The 15,176-nt window shown below is 74.7% G+C and carries 17 protein-coding genes and 1 pseudogene; 12 read left to right on the top strand and 6 right to left on the bottom strand.

The features are described 5' to 3' along the window. The first annotated feature begins 38 nt into the window (after positions 1 to 38). The 11 genes from QFZ62_RS07955 to QFZ62_RS07905 all read left to right on the top strand — a co-directional run bounded on the left by QFZ62_RS07955 (position 39) and on the right by QFZ62_RS07905 (position 9,744). Positions 39 to 380 carry a YtxH domain-containing protein gene (locus QFZ62_RS07955; RefSeq protein WP_307503964.1) on the top strand — a complete coding sequence of 114 codons (342 nt, stop codon included), beginning with the start codon at positions 39 to 41 and terminating at the stop codon, positions 378 to 380. A gap of 32 nt (positions 381 to 412) precedes the next feature. Continuing rightward, the gene (locus QFZ62_RS07950) at positions 413 to 829 is read left to right on the top strand and encodes a phage holin family protein (protein ID WP_307503960.1); all 417 of its coding nucleotides are present in this window, start codon (positions 413 to 415) and stop codon (positions 827 to 829) included. After that, on the top strand, positions 819 to 1,094 hold the full coding sequence (locus QFZ62_RS07945) for a DUF3618 domain-containing protein (RefSeq protein WP_307503958.1): 276 nt from the start codon (positions 819 to 821) through the stop codon (positions 1,092 to 1,094). Before QFZ62_RS07950 ends, QFZ62_RS07945 begins: the two co-directional genes overlap by 11 nt. Positions 1,095 to 1,116: 22 nt before the next feature. Then, the gene (mptB, locus tag QFZ62_RS07940; RefSeq protein WP_307503954.1) at positions 1,117 to 2,754 is read left to right on the top strand and encodes a polyprenol phosphomannose-dependent alpha 1,6 mannosyltransferase MptB; all 1,638 of its coding nucleotides are present in this window, start codon (positions 1,117 to 1,119) and stop codon (positions 2,752 to 2,754) included. 96 nt (positions 2,755 to 2,850) lie between these two features. Next, the gene (locus QFZ62_RS07935; RefSeq protein WP_307503951.1) at positions 2,851 to 3,414 is read left to right on the top strand and encodes a TIGR03086 family metal-binding protein; all 564 of its coding nucleotides are present in this window, start codon (positions 2,851 to 2,853) and stop codon (positions 3,412 to 3,414) included. Positions 3,415 to 3,483: 69 nt separating this feature from the next. After that, on the top strand, positions 3,484 to 4,254 hold the full coding sequence (hemQ, locus tag QFZ62_RS07930) for a hydrogen peroxide-dependent heme synthase (RefSeq protein WP_307503948.1): 771 nt from the start codon (positions 3,484 to 3,486) through the stop codon (positions 4,252 to 4,254). After that, positions 4,254 to 5,504 (top strand): ferrochelatase, encoded by a 1,251-nt coding sequence (locus tag QFZ62_RS07925; protein ID WP_307503945.1) that lies wholly within the window; start codon positions 4,254 to 4,256, stop codon positions 5,502 to 5,504. The genes hemQ and QFZ62_RS07925 overlap by 1 nt, the downstream gene beginning before the upstream one ends. Continuing rightward, complete coding sequence (gene hemC, locus QFZ62_RS07920; RefSeq protein WP_307503942.1) at positions 5,501 to 6,487, top strand: hydroxymethylbilane synthase; 987 nt, start codon at positions 5,501 to 5,503, stop codon at positions 6,485 to 6,487. The genes QFZ62_RS07925 and hemC overlap by 4 nt, the downstream gene beginning before the upstream one ends. Next, positions 6,484 to 7,323 carry a uroporphyrinogen-III synthase gene (locus QFZ62_RS07915; RefSeq protein WP_307503939.1) on the top strand — a complete coding sequence of 280 codons (840 nt, stop codon included), beginning with the start codon at positions 6,484 to 6,486 and terminating at the stop codon, positions 7,321 to 7,323. Before hemC ends, QFZ62_RS07915 begins: the two co-directional genes overlap by 4 nt. Further along, positions 7,320 to 8,300 carry a porphobilinogen synthase gene (hemB, locus tag QFZ62_RS07910; protein ID WP_307503936.1) on the top strand — a complete coding sequence of 327 codons (981 nt, stop codon included), beginning with the start codon at positions 7,320 to 7,322 and terminating at the stop codon, positions 8,298 to 8,300. The genes QFZ62_RS07915 and hemB overlap by 4 nt, the downstream gene beginning before the upstream one ends. Positions 8,301 to 8,376: 76 nt before the next feature. After that, positions 8,377 to 9,744 carry a glutamate-1-semialdehyde 2,1-aminomutase gene (locus QFZ62_RS07905; protein WP_307503934.1) on the top strand — a complete coding sequence of 456 codons (1,368 nt, stop codon included), beginning with the start codon at positions 8,377 to 8,379 and terminating at the stop codon, positions 9,742 to 9,744. Positions 9,745 to 9,824: 80 nt separating this feature from the next. Here the strand turns inward: QFZ62_RS07905 and QFZ62_RS07900 are convergent, their stop codons facing one another. The 5 genes from QFZ62_RS07900 to QFZ62_RS07880 form a co-directional block, all read right to left on the bottom strand. Next, complete coding sequence (locus QFZ62_RS07900; protein WP_307503931.1) at positions 9,825 to 10,646, bottom strand: DNA/RNA non-specific endonuclease; 822 nt, start codon at positions 10,644 to 10,646, stop codon at positions 9,825 to 9,827. An 87-nt stretch (positions 10,647 to 10,733) separates the two neighbouring features. After that, entirely contained in the window at positions 10,734 to 11,393 is a 660-nt protein-coding gene (locus QFZ62_RS07895) for a heme oxygenase (biliverdin-producing) (RefSeq protein ID WP_307503928.1), read from the bottom strand. A gap of 79 nt (positions 11,394 to 11,472) precedes the next feature. Further along, positions 11,473 to 11,865 (bottom strand): DUF1304 domain-containing protein, encoded by a 393-nt coding sequence (locus QFZ62_RS07890; RefSeq protein WP_307503925.1) that lies wholly within the window; start codon positions 11,863 to 11,865, stop codon positions 11,473 to 11,475. 94 nt (positions 11,866 to 11,959) lie between these two features. Next, positions 11,960 to 12,985, bottom strand: a complete 1,026-nt coding sequence (locus tag QFZ62_RS07885; RefSeq protein ID WP_307503924.1) for an acryloyl-CoA reductase — start codon at positions 12,983 to 12,985, stop codon at positions 11,960 to 11,962. A gap of 70 nt (positions 12,986 to 13,055) precedes the next feature. After that, entirely contained in the window at positions 13,056 to 14,081 is a 1,026-nt protein-coding gene (locus QFZ62_RS07880; RefSeq protein ID WP_307503921.1) for a 6-phosphofructokinase, read from the bottom strand. Between the two features lie 38 nt (positions 14,082 to 14,119). Between QFZ62_RS07880 and QFZ62_RS07875 the strand changes: the two genes are divergently transcribed. Next, complete coding sequence (locus QFZ62_RS07875) at positions 14,120 to 14,830, top strand: nucleoside/nucleotide kinase family protein (protein ID WP_307503918.1); 711 nt, start codon at positions 14,120 to 14,122, stop codon at positions 14,828 to 14,830. An 88-nt stretch (positions 14,831 to 14,918) separates the two neighbouring features. Here QFZ62_RS07875 and QFZ62_RS15595 read toward each other — a convergent pair. After that, positions 14,919 to 15,167, bottom strand: a pseudogene (locus tag QFZ62_RS15595) (pyridoxamine 5'-phosphate oxidase family protein); the annotation flags it as partial. Positions 15,168 to 15,176 lie beyond the last annotated feature (9 nt).

The raw sequence follows: 15,176 nt of genomic DNA, 5'->3' as shown, positions 1-15,176 counted from the left end.
TGTGCAGCACGTGCCCCCTCAACGATCGGAGATCTCCCATGAAAGGCAAGCTTCTCTTCGTCGCCGGAGCCGGTGTCGGCTACGTCCTCGGTGCCCGCGCGGGACGCAAGCGCTACGAGCAGATCCGCACGAACGCCAAGAAGGTCTGGGACGACCCGAAGGTACAGCGCCAGGTCGACAACGCGGCCGGCTTCGTGAAGGACCACACCCCCGACGTCGCGCACGCGGTCGTCGGCGGCGCCAAGAAGGTCGTCGGCACCGTCACCGGCGGCAAGAAGGACTCCTCGAGCGGCTCCGCCCCCTCGAGCGCGTCGACCAGCACGTACCCGACCATGGACCCCGCATCGCCCGAGCCGAACGGCTCCGGCACCTCCCGCTGACCCGCCCGCCCATCCCCAGGAGGGAAACCCGCATGACGGATCAGGACTTCAATCCGAAGAGCAAGCGCTCGCTCGTCCGGCTCGTCGCCGACCTGCCGACGCTCATCGTCCAGCTGATCAAGGACGAGATCGAGTCGGCCAAGAACGAGCTCGTCTCCAAGGCCAAGCACGCGGGGATCGGCTCGGCGCTGTTCGTCGTGGCGCTGTTCTTCGCGTTCATCGCGTTCCTGGTGCTCGTCGCCGCCGCGATCCTCGGCCTGTCCGAGGCGTTCGCGCCGTGGCTCGCCGCGCTCATCGTCGCGGGCGTGTTCCTCCTCATCACGGTGGTGCTGGCCCTGCTCGGCCTCCGCTGGTTCAAGAAGGGCGTCCCGCCGACGCCCGAGGACACCGTGGACAGCATCAAGGAGGACGTCGACGCGGTGAAGGGGACCGGCAAGTATGACCACTGACCGCCCCCGCCCCACGGGACCCCGGTCCCGCACCGAGCTGAAGCTCGACATCCAGCACACGCGCGAGGAGATCTCCGCCACGCTCGATGCCCTCGAGGCGAAGCTGGACGTCCGCCGCCGGGCGAAGGACGGCATCGCCGACCTGCGTCGCCGCATCCGCCGCACGGCCGACGAGGACCCGCTGCTCCTCGTGGCCGTCGGCGTGGGCGCCGTCGTCGTGGTCGGCGGCGTGGTCTGGGCCGTGGCCCGCGCCGCGCGTCGCTGACCTCCCGTCGGGAGCGCTCGTCATGACCGCGGGGGAGCCCGCCCTCCCGCGACGTCGGGTGGGGCGGGACCCCGGCGACCTCGGGCGGCACCCGCTGGTGCTCCCGGCGCTCGTCGGGCTCGGCGGATCGCTCCTGCTGCTCGTCGCCTCGGTCGTGGTCGGCCACGCGCCGGCCGAGTCCGAGCTGGCGCGGCTGCCGCTCGTCGGCTCCCTCCGCGTGTCGCCCGTCGCCACGGGCACCGCATCCGTCGCCGTCGTGGTGGGCGGACTGATGCTCACCGCGGCCTGGCTCCTCCTCGGCGCCCTGCTCCCGCGCCTCGGCGCGTCGGGGCTGCGCGCCACCCTGCGGCTCGCGGCCCTCTGGACCGCCCCGCTCCTCGTGAGCGTGCCGCTGTTCAGCCGCGACGTCTACTCGTACATCGCCCAGGGCCGCGTGCTCGGGGCCGGCCTCTCGCCCTACGAGCACGGGCCCGCCGTGCTGTCCGACTGGCGGAGCACGGGCGTCGACCCGCTCTGGGCGCACAACCCCGCCCCCTACGGCCCGCTGCACCTCGCGATCGAGCGCGGCATCGGCGGGATCGACACGGCGCTCGGGCTCGAGGCGGCGGTGCTCGCGGCGCGCGCGGTCGCGGTCGTCGGCGTCGTGCTGATGGTCGCGTGCGGCCTCCGCGTCGCCCGCCGCCGTCGCATCGACCCCGTGCGGACCGTGTGGTTCCTCGCCGCGAGCCCCCTCGTGATCTTCAACTTCGTGGTCGCCGCCCACAACGACGCCCTGATGATGGGGCTGCTGGTCGCGGGCCTCCTCGCCGCCATCGACTCCCGTCCGGTGCTGGCCGTGGTCCTCGTCACCGCCGCCGTCGCGGTCAAGCCCATCGCGCTCGTCGCCCTGCCGATCGTCGCCATCGTGCACGCGGAGATGCGCGCCCGCCGCGGCGACGACCTCGCGCCCGCGGGCGTGGCCGTCGACGGCTCCGTGGGCGCCGTCCCCGGCCTGCGCCCGCCCACGCGCGACCCCCGCGTCTGGGCGGCGTGGACCGCGTCCGGCATCGCGGCGATGGGGCTCCTCGCGCTCGGGGGAGAGGTGCTGGGCGTCGGCCTCGGCTGGATCGGCGCGCTGTCGAGCCCCGTCTCCGTCGTCTCGTGGTTCATGCCGTTCGGCCTCGCCGCGGGTGCGTTCGGCCCGCTGGTCGACGCGCTCGGCGGCCCGGGCGGTGCCGTCGAGGGCGGGATCAAGACCGCCGGCATCCTGCTCGGCTTCGCGGGCGCCGCCTGGTGCATCCTCACGACGCGCACGCTCTCGGGCGAGGCCCGCCTCGCGCTGGCGTTCGCGTGCATCGTCGCCATGTCGCCCGTCGTCTACCCCTGGTACGGCCTGTGGGTGCTCGTGATCCTCGCCGTGGTGGGCATCGCGGACGGCGCGGCCATGTCGCTCGCCGTCTCGGCGACCGTGTTCCTCATCGGCGTGAACCTGCTGGAGCCCATGGCCGTGGTGCACACGGTCGCGTCCGGCTGGCCCCGCCTCGTCGTCGTGCTCGTGGCGGTGGTCGGGATCCTCGGGGTGCTCGCGCCCGGGCTGCAGGGGCTCGCGGGCACGGATCCGTTCCGCGCCCTCCGCGCGCCCCGCCACCAGTTCTCCGCCGCCCGGCAGCCCCCGGCCTGATCCGGGCCCGGCGGCCGGGGCCGCGCTCGGGCCTCCCGGGAATGCGCGCGCCCACCGCGGACGTTCCCCCGGGACACCACCGACGGGAGCGCGACCATGGACACCGACCTCGACTGGCACGACCTCCTCCGCCGCGCGCACAGCGGCTTCGCCGACCGGCTGGGCGCGGTCACCGACTGGACGGCCCCGACGCCCGACGTGGAGTGGGACGTCCGCGAGCTGGTGTCGCACGTCATCGAGGAGCAGCAGTGGGTGCCGCTCCTCCTCGCCGGCCACACCGCCGAGACCGGGAAGCCGCTCATCCGCGACCTCGACGACGACCTGGTCGCCGAGTGGGGCCGCTACTCCCGCGAGGCGCTCGAGGCGTGGCGGGCCGTCGACCCGGAGCGCCCCGTCGTGCTCTCGACCGACCGCGTGCCGGCCCGCGAGTACCTCCGCGAGCAGCTGTCCGACGTCGTGATCCACGGCTGGGACCTCGCCCGCGCGACCGGCGCCGACGAGCGCATCGACGACGAGCTCGTGCGCGCCACGTGGACGGTGTTCGCGCCGCAGAAGGACACGCTCGAGGCCAGCGGGCTCTTCGCGTCGCCCGTGCCCGTCGGCGAGGACGCCCCGCTGCAGGTCCGGCTGCTGGCGCTGACGGGCCGCGACGCCCGGTAGGCGGCGAATGATCTGACGGGCGTCCGGCCGATGCGGGGCCGGGTGTCCGCGCGACGTACCATGGAGATCATGAGCATCCCGGCTGCCGAGTCGGCGGCATCTCAGGTCCCCCCGATCGACCCCTCCGGAGAGGCGCGTCCCGGTGACGCGTCGACCCCCGAGGCCGGCCCCAGCGGCTACGCCCTCTGGGCCGTCCTCCGCCGCGATCCGCAGCGCCCCGACGACCTCGACGGTCGCGAGGTGCCCGGCGCGGTCGACGAGCTCGACGGCATCGTCTCCATCGTCGAGGCGGAGGGCGTCACCGTCCGCGGCTTCTACGACGTCTCCGGCATGCGCGCCGACGCCGACCTCATGGTCTGGATCCACGGCCCCCAGATGGAGACCCTGCAGTGGGCCTACCGCGAGATCCGACGTGCGCGCCTGATCCGCGCCCTCATCCCCTCCTGGAGCGCCGCGGGCGTGCACCGCGACGCCGAGTTCAACCGCGCCCACGTGCCCGGCTTCCTCCGCGACGAGGAGCCGCGCGACTGGCTCTGCGTCTACCCCTTCGTCCGCTCCTACGAGTGGTACCTGCTGCCGCCCGAGGAGCGCGGGCGCATGCTCGCCCAGCACGGCCGCCAGGGCGCGGCCTTCCGGAGCGTCATCGCCAACACGGTCTCGTCATTCGGCCTCGGCGACTACGAGTGGATCCTCCCGCTCGAGTCGAACGAGCTCGTCGACCTGGTCGACATGATGCGCGACCTGCGCAACACCGACGCGCGCCGTCACGTGCGCGAGGAGGTCCCGTTCTACACGGGACGCCGCATCACCACCGCCGAGCTCGTGGAGGTCCTCCAGTAATGGCCGCTGTGAACCTGGGTCGCAAGCCCGCCCCCGCCACCGACGCCCCGCGCGCACCCGGCGCCCTCGTCTCCGCCGCGAGCGAGGCCGCGAAGATGGGCCCCGCGCACGTCGAGGAGCCCGTCGCCTACGACGCCATCCTGCTGGCCTCGTTCGGCGGTCCCGAGGGCCAGGACGACGTCATCCCGTTCCTCCGCAACGTCACGCAGGGCCGCGGCATCCCCGAGGAGCGCCTCGAGGAGGTCGCCCACCACTACCGCGCGTTCGGCGGCATCAGCCCCATCAACGAGCAGAACCGCGAGCTGAAGGCCGCCCTCGAGGCGCGCCTCGCCGAGCGCGGGATCGACCTGCCCGTGCTGTGGGGCAACCGCAACTGGGGCCCGTACCTCAACGACGCGCTGCGCGAGGCCGAGGAGAAGGGCTACCGCCAGCTCATCGCCGTCGCCACGAGCGCGTACAGCTCGTACTCCTCCTGCCGCCAGTACCGCGAGGACTTCGCGGACGCGCTCGAGGACACGAGCCTGCAGGGCGTCGTCCGCATCGACAAGGTGCGCCAGTTCTTCGACCACCCGGGCTTCGTCACGCCGTTCATCGAGGGCACGCGCGACGGCATCCGCGACGTCGTGGCGCACTTCGAGGCCGAGGGCGCGCCCGTCGACCTCGCGACCGACGTCGAGATCCTCTTCTCCACGCACTCGATCCCCTCCTCGGACGCCGCCAAGTCCGGCCCCGCCGAGCGCGGCTTCGACGAGGACGGCGCCTACGCGGCGCAGCACCTCGCGGTCGCCGAGGTCGTGATGCACGAGGTCCGCAAGGAGCTCGGCATCGAGCAGGACGTGCCCTGGCAGCTCGTCTACCAGTCGCGCTCCGGCCCGCCCTCCATGCCGTGGCTCGAGCCCGACGTGAACGACGCCATCGGCGAGCTGCCCGCGCAGGGCCGCCGCGCCGTCGTGATCGTGCCGCTCGGCTTCGTGAGCGACCACATGGAGGTCAAGTGGGACCTCGACAACGAGGCCACCGAGTCCGCCGCCGAGAACGGCCTGTACTCGGTGCGCGTCCCCACGCCGGGCGTGCACGCCGCGTACGTCGACGGCCTCATCGACCTCGTGCTGGAGCGCCGCGACGGCGTGAAGGCCGCCGACCGCCCCCACGTCACCGACCTCGGGCCCTGGTACGACGTCTGCCGTCCCGGCTGCTGCGAGAACGTGCGGCTCGGCTTCAAGCCCGCCGTCTCCGGGCTGGCACCGTGACGGACGGTCCCACGACGCCGGCTCCGACGACCACGCTCCGCATCGGGACCCGGGGGAGCGCGCTCGCCCTGGCCCAGACGCGCGCGATCGCCGAGGAGATCACCGGCGCGTCGGGACTCGAGGTCGAGCTCGTGCCCGTGACCACGCACGGCGACACGTCGCGCGAGTCCCTGGCGACCCTCGGCGGCACCGGCGTGTTCGCGAGCGCGCTGCGCGAGGCGCTCCTGCGCGGCGAGTGCGACCTCGTGGTCCACTCGCTCAAGGACCTGCCGACGACGCCCTACGCGGGTCTCACGGTCGCGTCCGTGCCCGCGCGCGAGGATCCCCGCGACGTGCTGTGCGCGCGCGACGGCCTCACGCTGGCGACCCTGCCGCGCGGTGCTCGCGTCGGCACCGGATCCCCGCGCCGCCGCGCGCAGATCCTCGCCGAGCGGCCCGACCTCGACGTGGTCGACATCCGCGGCAACATCGACACCCGGCTCTCGCGCGTGAGCGCGGGCGACCTCGACGCCGTGGTCCTCGCGGCCGCGGGCCTCGAGCGCATCGGCCGCATCGACGCCGCGACCGAGCACCTCGAGCTCGACCGCTGGCCCACCGCGCCCGGCCAGGGCGCGCTCGCGCTCGAGATCCGCACCGAGGACGCCGAGACGCACTCGGTCGTCGGCCGCGCGGTCGAGGCCGTCGACGACCCGTTCACGCACGCCGCGGTCCTCGCCGAGCGCGGCGTGCTCGCCGCCCTCGAGGCCGGCTGCGCCGCGCCCATCGGCGCGTGGGCGACCGTCACGAGCGCGCGCCTCGCCCTCACCGCCGTGGTCTACCGGCCCGACGGATCCCAGCGCATGGCGGCGAGCCACGAGCTCGACACCTCGGGGCTCGACCTCGAGCAGCTGGGCGCACGCGCCTCCACGCTCGCGGGACCGGTGTCCCGCGAGCTCCTCGACGCCGGAGCGGCCGACCTCGCGCCGCTGGGAGGGACCCGATGACCTCGACAGACCAGAAGCCCCTGAAGGGCTGGCGCGTCCTCGTGCCGCGCGGCGGCCCCTGGGGCGACGGCGTCGCCTACGACCTCCGCGCGCACGGCGCCACGCCCGTCGTCGCGCCCATGATCAACTTCGCCGCCACGCAGGACGCGCAGGCGCTCGAGTCGGCCCTCGCCGACCTCGCCGCCGGGTCCTTCGACTGGCTCACCGTCACGAGCGCCACCACGGTCGACGTGCTGTCCTCGCACCGCGCCGTCGTGCCCGCGGGCACCCGCATCGCGGCGGTCGGCGAGACCACGGCCGCGGCGCTGGTGGCCGCCGGCTACACGGTCGATTTCGTCCCCTCCATCGACTCCTCCGCCACCGCGCTCCTCGAGGAGTGGACCGAGATGGCCGCCGGATCCCCGCGCCGTCGCGTCCTCACGCTCCGGTCGGAGATCGCGAAGCCCACGCTCACCGACGGGCTCATCGCGCGCGGCCACGACGTCCGCTCGGTCGTCGCCTACCGCACGGTCGGCGTGCCCGTCAGCGACCGGATCCGCGAGGACGTCGCCTCGGGCCGCGTCCGCGCCATCCTCGTCACGTCCGGCAGCGTGGCGGAGCAGGTGCACGAGCAGCTCGGCGACGTGCCCGACGGCGTGCTCATCGCGTGCATCGGCCCGCGCACCGCGAAGGACGCGCGCCGCTCCGGCGTCCGCGTCGACGTGGTCGCGTCGGAGCGCTCGGCCGCGTCCCTCATCCAGTCCCTCGTCGACATCGCCCGCCGCGAGGAGCCGCGCGTCGACACCGCGAGCCTCCCCGGCCTCGCCGACCTCCTCGATCGGAGCACGACGGAATGACCGCCCCCTACTACCGCCCCCGCCGTCTCCGCACCTCGCCGGCCATGCGCCGGCTCACCGCCGAGACGCGCCTGCACGCGGCCGACCTCGTCCTGCCGATGTTCGTGCGCGAGGGCCTCGCGGAGGCGTCGCCCATCACCTCGATGCCGGGCGTCTCCCAGCACTCCCTCGACAGCCTCCGCCGCGCGCTCGTCGAGGCGGCCGAGTCGGGCATCGGCGGCGTCATGCTGTTCGGCGTGCCGTCCGTGCGCGACGCCGAGGGCACCGGCGCGAGCGATCCCGACGGCATCCTCAACGTCGCCACGCGCGTCGCGATCGAGGAGGTCGGCGACGCGCTCGTCGTCCAGACCGACCTCTGCCTCGACGAGTTCACCGACCACGGCCACTGCGGCGTGCTCGACGCCGACGGCGTGGTCGACAACGACCGCACGCTCGACCGCTACCGCGCCATGGGCCTCGCCCAGGCGGAGGCGGGATCCCACCTCCTCGGCCTCAGCGGCATGATGGACGGCCAGGTCGCCGCCGTGCGCGAGGCCCTCGACGACGCCGGGCACCACGACGTCGCGCTCCTCGCCTACGCGGCCAAGTACGCGAGCGCCTTCTACGGCCCGTTCCGCGAGGCCGTCGACTCGCAGCTCGTGGGCGACCGCCGCACGTACCAGATGGACAACGGCAACCGCCGCGAGGCCATGCGCGAGGTGGAGCTCGACATCGAGGAGGGCGCCGACGTCGTCATGGTGAAGCCCGCCATGAGCTACCTCGACATCCTCGCCGACGTCGCCGCCTCGAGCGCCGTGCCCGTCTGGGCGTACCAGATCTCCGGCGAGTACGCGATGATCGAGGCCGCCGCGCAGAACGGCTGGATCGACCGCGAGCGCGCCATCGAGGAGAGCGTCCTCGGCATCAAGCGGGCCGGCGCCGACGCGATCCTCACCTACTGGGCCGTCGAGCTGGCCGAGCGCCTCGCCCGCCGCTGACCCTCCCCGTCCCCGCCGGACCCCGTCCGGCCCGCAGCACCCGAGCGCATCGGCGCCCGGCACCGAAGGACTCACCGTGACCCACTCCCAGGACCTCTTCGACCGCGCACGCGACGTCATCCCCGGCGGCGTGAACTCGCCCGTCCGGGCGTTCGGCTCCGTCGGCGGCACGCCGCGCATGATGGTGCGGGCCGCCGGCCCCTACGTGACCGACGCGGACGGCGTCGAGTACGTCGACCTCGTCAACTCGTGGGGCCCCGCGATCCTCGGCCACGCCCGCCCGGAGGTCGTGCGGGCCGTGCAGGACGCCGCCGCCCTCGGCCTCGGCTTCGGCGCGACCACCCCCGCGGAGACGGAGCTCGCCGAGCTCGTCACCGAGCGCGTGCGCGTCGCCGGCGTCGACGGAGCCCCGGACCGGCGCCCCGTCGAGAAGCTCCGCCTCGTGTCCACCGGCACCGAGGCCACCATGACGGCGATCCGCCTCGCCCGCGGGTACACGGGCCGCGACCTCCTCGTGAAGTTCGCCGGCCACTACCACGGCCACTCCGACAGCCTCCTCGCCGAGGCCGGCTCGGGCGTCGCGACGCTCGCGCTGCCGGGCTCCGCGGGCATCCCCGAGGCCATCGCCGCGCAGACGATCGTGGTGCCCTACAACGACCTCGACGCCGTGCGCGCGGTGTTCGCCGAGCACGGTCCGCGCATCGCCGCCGTGATCACCGAGGCCGCCGCCGCGAACATGGGCGTCGTGCCGCCGCTGCCCGGCTTCACGGCCGAGCTCGCGCGCATCGCGCAGGGCAACGGGTCCCTGCTCATCTCGGACGAGGTGCTCACGGGCTTCCGCGTGCACCCCGCCGGCTACTGGGGCCTCGACAACGCCGGCCTCGCGGCCGACCACCCCGACGCGTGGACGCCCGACCTCGTCACCTACGGCAAGGTCATCGGCGGCGGCCTCCCCGTCGCCGCCCTCGGCGGCCGGGCCGACGTGATGGACCACCTCGCGCCCCTCGGTCCCGTCTACCAGGCGGGCACCCTGTCCGGGAACCCGGTCGCGGTCGCCGCGGGCCTCACCACGCTCCGCCTCGCGGACGCCGACGTGTACCGCGCGCTCGACATCGCGGCCGACATCCTCATCTACGCCGTCGAGCTCGCCTTCGACCGCGCGGGCCTCGCCTACTCGGTGCAGCGCGCCGGCAGCCTCTTCAGCTTCACCTTCGGCACGCCGCCGGAGCGCGGGATCGTCGACTACGCGACCGTGCAGGCGCAGGAGACGTGGCGCTACCCGGCCTTCTTCCACGCGATGCTCGACCAGGGCGTGAGCCTGCCGCCGTCCGTGTTCGAGGCGTGGTTCGTCTCGGCCGCGATGGACGAGGCGTCACTCGAGCGCGTGATCCGCGCCCTCCCGGCCGCCGCCCGCGCGGCCGCCGCGGCGACCCCGCCGGCGTAGCCCGCCCGCGCACGACGAGGGGCCCGGCCGAGCGGCCGGGCCCCTCGTCGTGCGGGAGGCGCTCGCGCGCCTCCGCGGGCTCAGAGCGTGATCGCCGCGTACCGCTCCAGCTCGACCCAGCCGTCGCGGCCGTCGTGGGGCGTGCCGGGACGCGCGGTCGCGGGGACGCCGAGCCGGTCGGCCGCCGCGAGCTGCGTCACGTCGAAGCCGGTGAGCGCGCCGATCTCCGCCACGGCCACCTGGAACGTGCGGAACGGCCCGAGCTCCGGTGCGTCCGCCACGGCGGGCTCCCGCTCGAGGTCGCCGAGCTCCGGCGCCTGGTCGAGCAGGTAGGCCGTGGCCGCCAGGGAGCCGTCCGACACCCAGGCCGCGATCTTCCAGAACATCAGCGGGATCCGCACCCCGCGGTACACGGGGTCGTCGGCCGAGAGGACCGGCCCGGTGAACACGGTCAGGCGCCGGTCGCCGAGGTCGGCGTTCCCGAGCACGTAGTCCTCGAGGCCGAGCCACAGCTCCTTGGACTGGTTGAAGTCCGCCGCCTGCGGGGCCGCGTTGGTGTACGCGAAGGTGTCGGCGCTCGCCCGCGCGGCCTCCGCGATCTCGCCCCACACGGGATCCCGCCGCCGCACGAGGTGCCCGCGGTCGATGTCGTTGCGCGCGTACAGCTCGGGGCCGCACTGCTGGTCCTCCGGGAGGCGCGGATCCAGGTGCCAGTCGTCGGAGCGCTCCACGTCGACGAGCCGCGCGCCGTCGATGTTCACGGCCGTGAGCGCGGCGAGGCGCCGGTCGGTGTCCATGAGCACCGTGAAGTGGAGGTAGTCGAGCCGCACGGGCCGCGTGTCGGCCGGGGCCTCGGGCAGCGGGAGCGGGATGGGCAGGAAGTCGAGGTCGTAGCCGTCCATGTCCGGAGCCTATGCCCGACCCCGGACGCCCGATCCGCCCGGCGGGTGGACGCGGAGGGGACGGCGGGCGGCCGCCGGGGGAGCGGGTCAGGCCCGCCGGAGCGGCGCGGTGGCGCGCCCGCGGGCGAGCTCGGCGAAGACGTCGGTGGTGAGCCGGTACGCGTGCTCGACCTCGGCGACGACGCGGGCGCGCTCGTCGTCGTCCCACGGCACCTGGTCGAGCGCCTCGCGGTACGTGCTGCAGAAGCGGCGCGGCTCCGCGATCTCCGCGAAGAGGTAGAGGCCCACGCCGTTCGTGTCGAAGCCGAACTGGCGCTGGAGGAGCGTGCGGAGGAGGCGGCCGCCGGACAGGTCGCCGAGGTAGCGCGTGTAGTGGTGCGCGACGAAGCCGCCGACCCAGACGGACGCGACCCGCTCGATCCGCTCGACGTAGGCGGCCGTGCTCGCGAGCGGGCGGACGACCTCCCGCCAGTCCGGCCCGACGAGGAAGTCGAGGTCGGCCTCGATGGCAGGGAGGCGCGTGAGGTGCGGGTCGATGAAGCGCGCCGCGACCGGATCCGACGCCATGCGCGTCGTCGCCGCCTCGATGGCGCGGTAGATGAAGTAGTGCTGGGCGACGAGGGCGACGTAGTCGTCGCGGCAGCCGCGGCCCGTCACGAGCGCGGTCATGAACTCGTCCGCGTCCTGCGCCTCGGCGCGCGGACGGGCGCGGTCGCGGAGGGCCTCGGTGAGGGGGACGACGGTCATGATGTAGGTGAGCCTAACCTCATCACCCTCGGTCGCGGAAGGGCACGGCGACGGGCGCGGACGGACCCTCGGCGGGGTCTCAGGAGGCGGCGGCGAAGAACACGAGGCCGAGCAGCGGCGGCACGCCCTGGATCAGCGCGGGCAGCAGGTACTTCTTGCCCGTGCTCGCGATGATGATCGACGCCAGCACCATGCACGCGGTCGTGAACAGGACGAGCGTGAGGCCGGCGGGGACGTTGCCGACGAAGTAGAGGATCAGGCCGAGGCCCGCGCCGAGCGCGAGGAACAGGTTGTAGAAGCCCTGGTTGTAGGCCCACGGCTTGATGACGAGCGCCTTCTCCTGGTCGGCGACGCCGAAGCGCTTCCAGGCGAACGGACGGTCGAACCACACGCTCTCGAGCAGGAAGAAGAACACGTGCAGCAGGGCCGCGAGCGTGACGAAGATCGTTCCGGTGGCGGCGACCGCGGTCATGTTCCCTCACTCCGGCGGCCGGGTGCCGCGTCGCGCCCAGGGTAGCGCGGGCGTGAGCCCGACCGGCCGCACGGCGGCGGCGACGGCGGGCGGGTCAGGCGCGGACGTCGACCACGACGCGCCCGCTGGAGGCGCCCGCGAGGATCCGCTCGCCCGCCGCGATCGCGCCGTCCAGCGGCACGGTGCTCGTGAGGGAGTCGAGGAGCGCGAGGTCGAGGTCGGCGGCGAGCCGCGCCCACGCCTCGCGGCGGAGCGCGGCCGGCGCCTCCACGGAGTTGATGCCCGCGAGCGTCACGGCGCGGAGGATGAAGGGCAGCACGGTGCCCGGCAGGTCCGGTCCCTGGGCGAGGCCCGCCGCCGTGACCACGCCGCCCCACCGGGTCTGCGCGAGGACGTTGACGAGGGTGGCGCTGCCCACGCTGTCGACCGCGCCCGCCCAGCGGACGCTCTGGAGCGGTCGCCCGGGCTCGCCGAGCTCGGAGCGGTCGATCACCTCCGCGGCGCCGAGCGCGCGCAGCCGGTCGCCGAGCTCCGCGACGCGGCCGGTGCTCGCGACCACCCGGTGGCCGAGGCCCGCGAGGAGCGCGACCGCCACGGATCCGACCCCGCCGCCGGCGCCCGTGACGAGCACGTCGCCGGACCCGGGCGCGGCGCCGCCGCGCTCCAGCGCCAGCACCGAGAGCATCGCGGTGAAGCCGGCGGTGCCGATGGCGGCGGCGCGGGACGCGGAGATGCCGTCGGGGACGCGCACGAGCGCCGCGGCGGGCACGCGCACGCGCTCGGCGAGCCCGCCGTCGCGGCTCTCGCCGAGGCCGGCGCCGTTCAGGATCACCAGGTCGCCGCGGGAGAAGGCCGGGGATCCGCCCGCCGCGACCGTGCCGACCGCGTCGATGCCGGCCACGAGCGGGCTGGTCCGGGCGATCCCGGGGCGGCCGCCGAGCAGCATGCCGTCCTTGTAGTTGACGCTCGAGAAGAGGACGTCGAGCACGACCTCGCCGTCGCCCGGACCGTCCGCACCGCCCGTCGCCCGGGCGTCGGGGAGGTCGCGCAGCGCGACCGCGATGCCCTTCGTGCCGTCGTCGGCGACTGTCTGCTCGGCCACGAGCGCGCGGTACGTCATGTCGTCACGCTACGCCCGGGCCGTCGTGCGGCGCGAGCGGGGCGCGAGCGGCGGCGGTGGCCGGCCGGGATCAGCCGAAGAGGATCGCGGCCTCGTCGTAGCGCTGCTGCGGCACGGTCTTGAGGCGGCCGAGCGCCTCCTCGAAGCCCACGTGCACGATGTCGGTGCCGCGGAGCGCGACCATGCGGCCCCAGTGGCCGTCGCGCACGCTGTCGACCGCGGCGAGGCCGAGGCGGGTCGCGAGCACGCGGTCGTACGACGACGGGGTGCCGCCGCGCTGGATGTGGCCGAGGGTCGTCGCGCGGGTCTCGATGCCCGTGCGCTCCTCGATGATCGGCGCGAGCTGCTCGCCGATGCCGCCGAGGCGCGGACGCCCGAACGCGTCGAGGCCGCGCTCGCCGTGCGCGTCGGACGCGTGCTCGGGCACGAAGCCCTCCGCGACGACGACGAGCGGCGCGCGACCGCGGTCGTAGGCCGAGCGGACCCAGCCGATGATCTCGTCCATCGACGTCTTCTGCTCCGGGATGAGGATGGCGTGCGCGCCCGCGGCCATGCCCGAGTGCAGCGCGATCCAGCCGACGTGGCGGCCCATCACCTCGGCGACCATGCAGCGGCTGTGCGAGTCGCCCGTGGTGCGGAGGCGGTCCATGGCGTCGGTCGCGATCTGCACCGCGGTGTCGAAGCCGAACGTGTAGTCGGTGGCGTCGAGGTCGTTGTCGACCGTCTTGGGGACGCCGACGATCTTGAGGCCCGCGTCCGTGAGGCGCTTGGCAGCCGCGAGGGTGCCCTCGCCGCCGATGGCGAGGATCGCGTCGATGCCGAGGCGGTCGAGGTTCTCCTGGATCCGCTCCACCCCGCCGTCGCCCTCGAACGGGTTCGTGCGGCTGGTGCCGAGGATCGTGCCGCCCTGCTTGCCGATGCCCTGGATGTCGCGGCGCGCGAGCGGCATGACGTCGCCGTCGACGACGCCCCGCCAGCCGTCGCGGAAGCCCACGAACTCCTGCTTGTGGATGGTCGTTCCCTTGAGCACCGCCCCGCGGATGACCGCGTTGAGTCCGGGGCAGTCTCCGCCTGAGGTGAGGATTCCGATGCGCACAGGACCATCATGGGGCACGGCCCCGCGAGACTGGTCGGATGGAGAGAAGCCCGGACCCTCGACCGCCCGCCGGAGCCGCCCCGCTCGGCGACCTCGACGCCCTCGCCTGCCGAGCCCTGGGCCTCGTCCGCGCCGGCCGTCGCGCCGTGCTCGCCATCGCGGGCAGCCCGGGCGCCGGGAAGACGACGCTCGCGCGGGCGCTCGTGGCGCGCGTCGACGGGATCGCCGGATCGGGCACCGCGGTCCACGTGCCCATGGACGGGTTCCACCTCGCCAACGCCACCCTCGACCGGCTCGGCCGGCACGACCGCAAGGGCGCGATCGACACGTTCGACGGGTGGGGCGTGCTCGCCCTGGTGCGGCGGCTCCGCGCCGAGACGGACCATGCGGTCTACGCGCCGTCCTTCGACCGGGCCGTCGACGAGGGGGTCGCGGGCGCGATCCCGGTGGAGCCCGCCGCCCGGCTCGTCGTGCTCGAGGGCAACTACCTGCTCGTCGACGAGGATCCGTGGGCGCGGCTCGCCGCGGAGCTCGACGAGTCCTGGTACTGCGCGACGCCGGACGACGCGCGCTTCGCGCGCCTGGTGGACCGGCACACGGCGGGCGGGCGCGACGCCGACGCCGCAGCGGCCTGGGCGCGCGACGTCGACGGCGCGAACGCGGTGCTCGTCGAGGGCACGCGCCACCGCGCCGACCTCGTCGTCGACGGCACGGCGGCGGGCGTCCCGGAGGCGATCGGCGGCGGCTAGCGGCGCGGGCGCGCGTCCGGCCGCACGACGGCCCGGGCCCCCTCGTGAGGCCCGGGCCGTCGTCGTGCGCGGCAGGCGCGGATCGGAGCTCGTCGATGCGGGCCCGGTCGCGCGTGATCTCCGCGGTGCCGGCGATGGAGAGGAACCCGTCGCCGGACTGCAGCGACACGTCCACCCGGTCGTCCGCGCCGATCTCCGCGGTCGTGTCGCTCGGGTCCTGCGTGGAGGACCGCAGGTCGCCGTCGACGTCGCGCTCCCGGCTGGCGAGCGGGCGGCTCACGAGCTGCCCGTGCGCGTCGACGGCGGTGAGGAGCGCGATGCGGGCGCTCCTCACGAGCTCCGCGAC

The organism is Clavibacter sp. B3I6, assembly GCF_030816895.1.
GTDB lineage: Bacteria > Actinomycetota > Actinomycetes > Actinomycetales > Microbacteriaceae > Clavibacter.
This window is presented reverse-complemented; position numbering and strand designations above follow the sequence as displayed.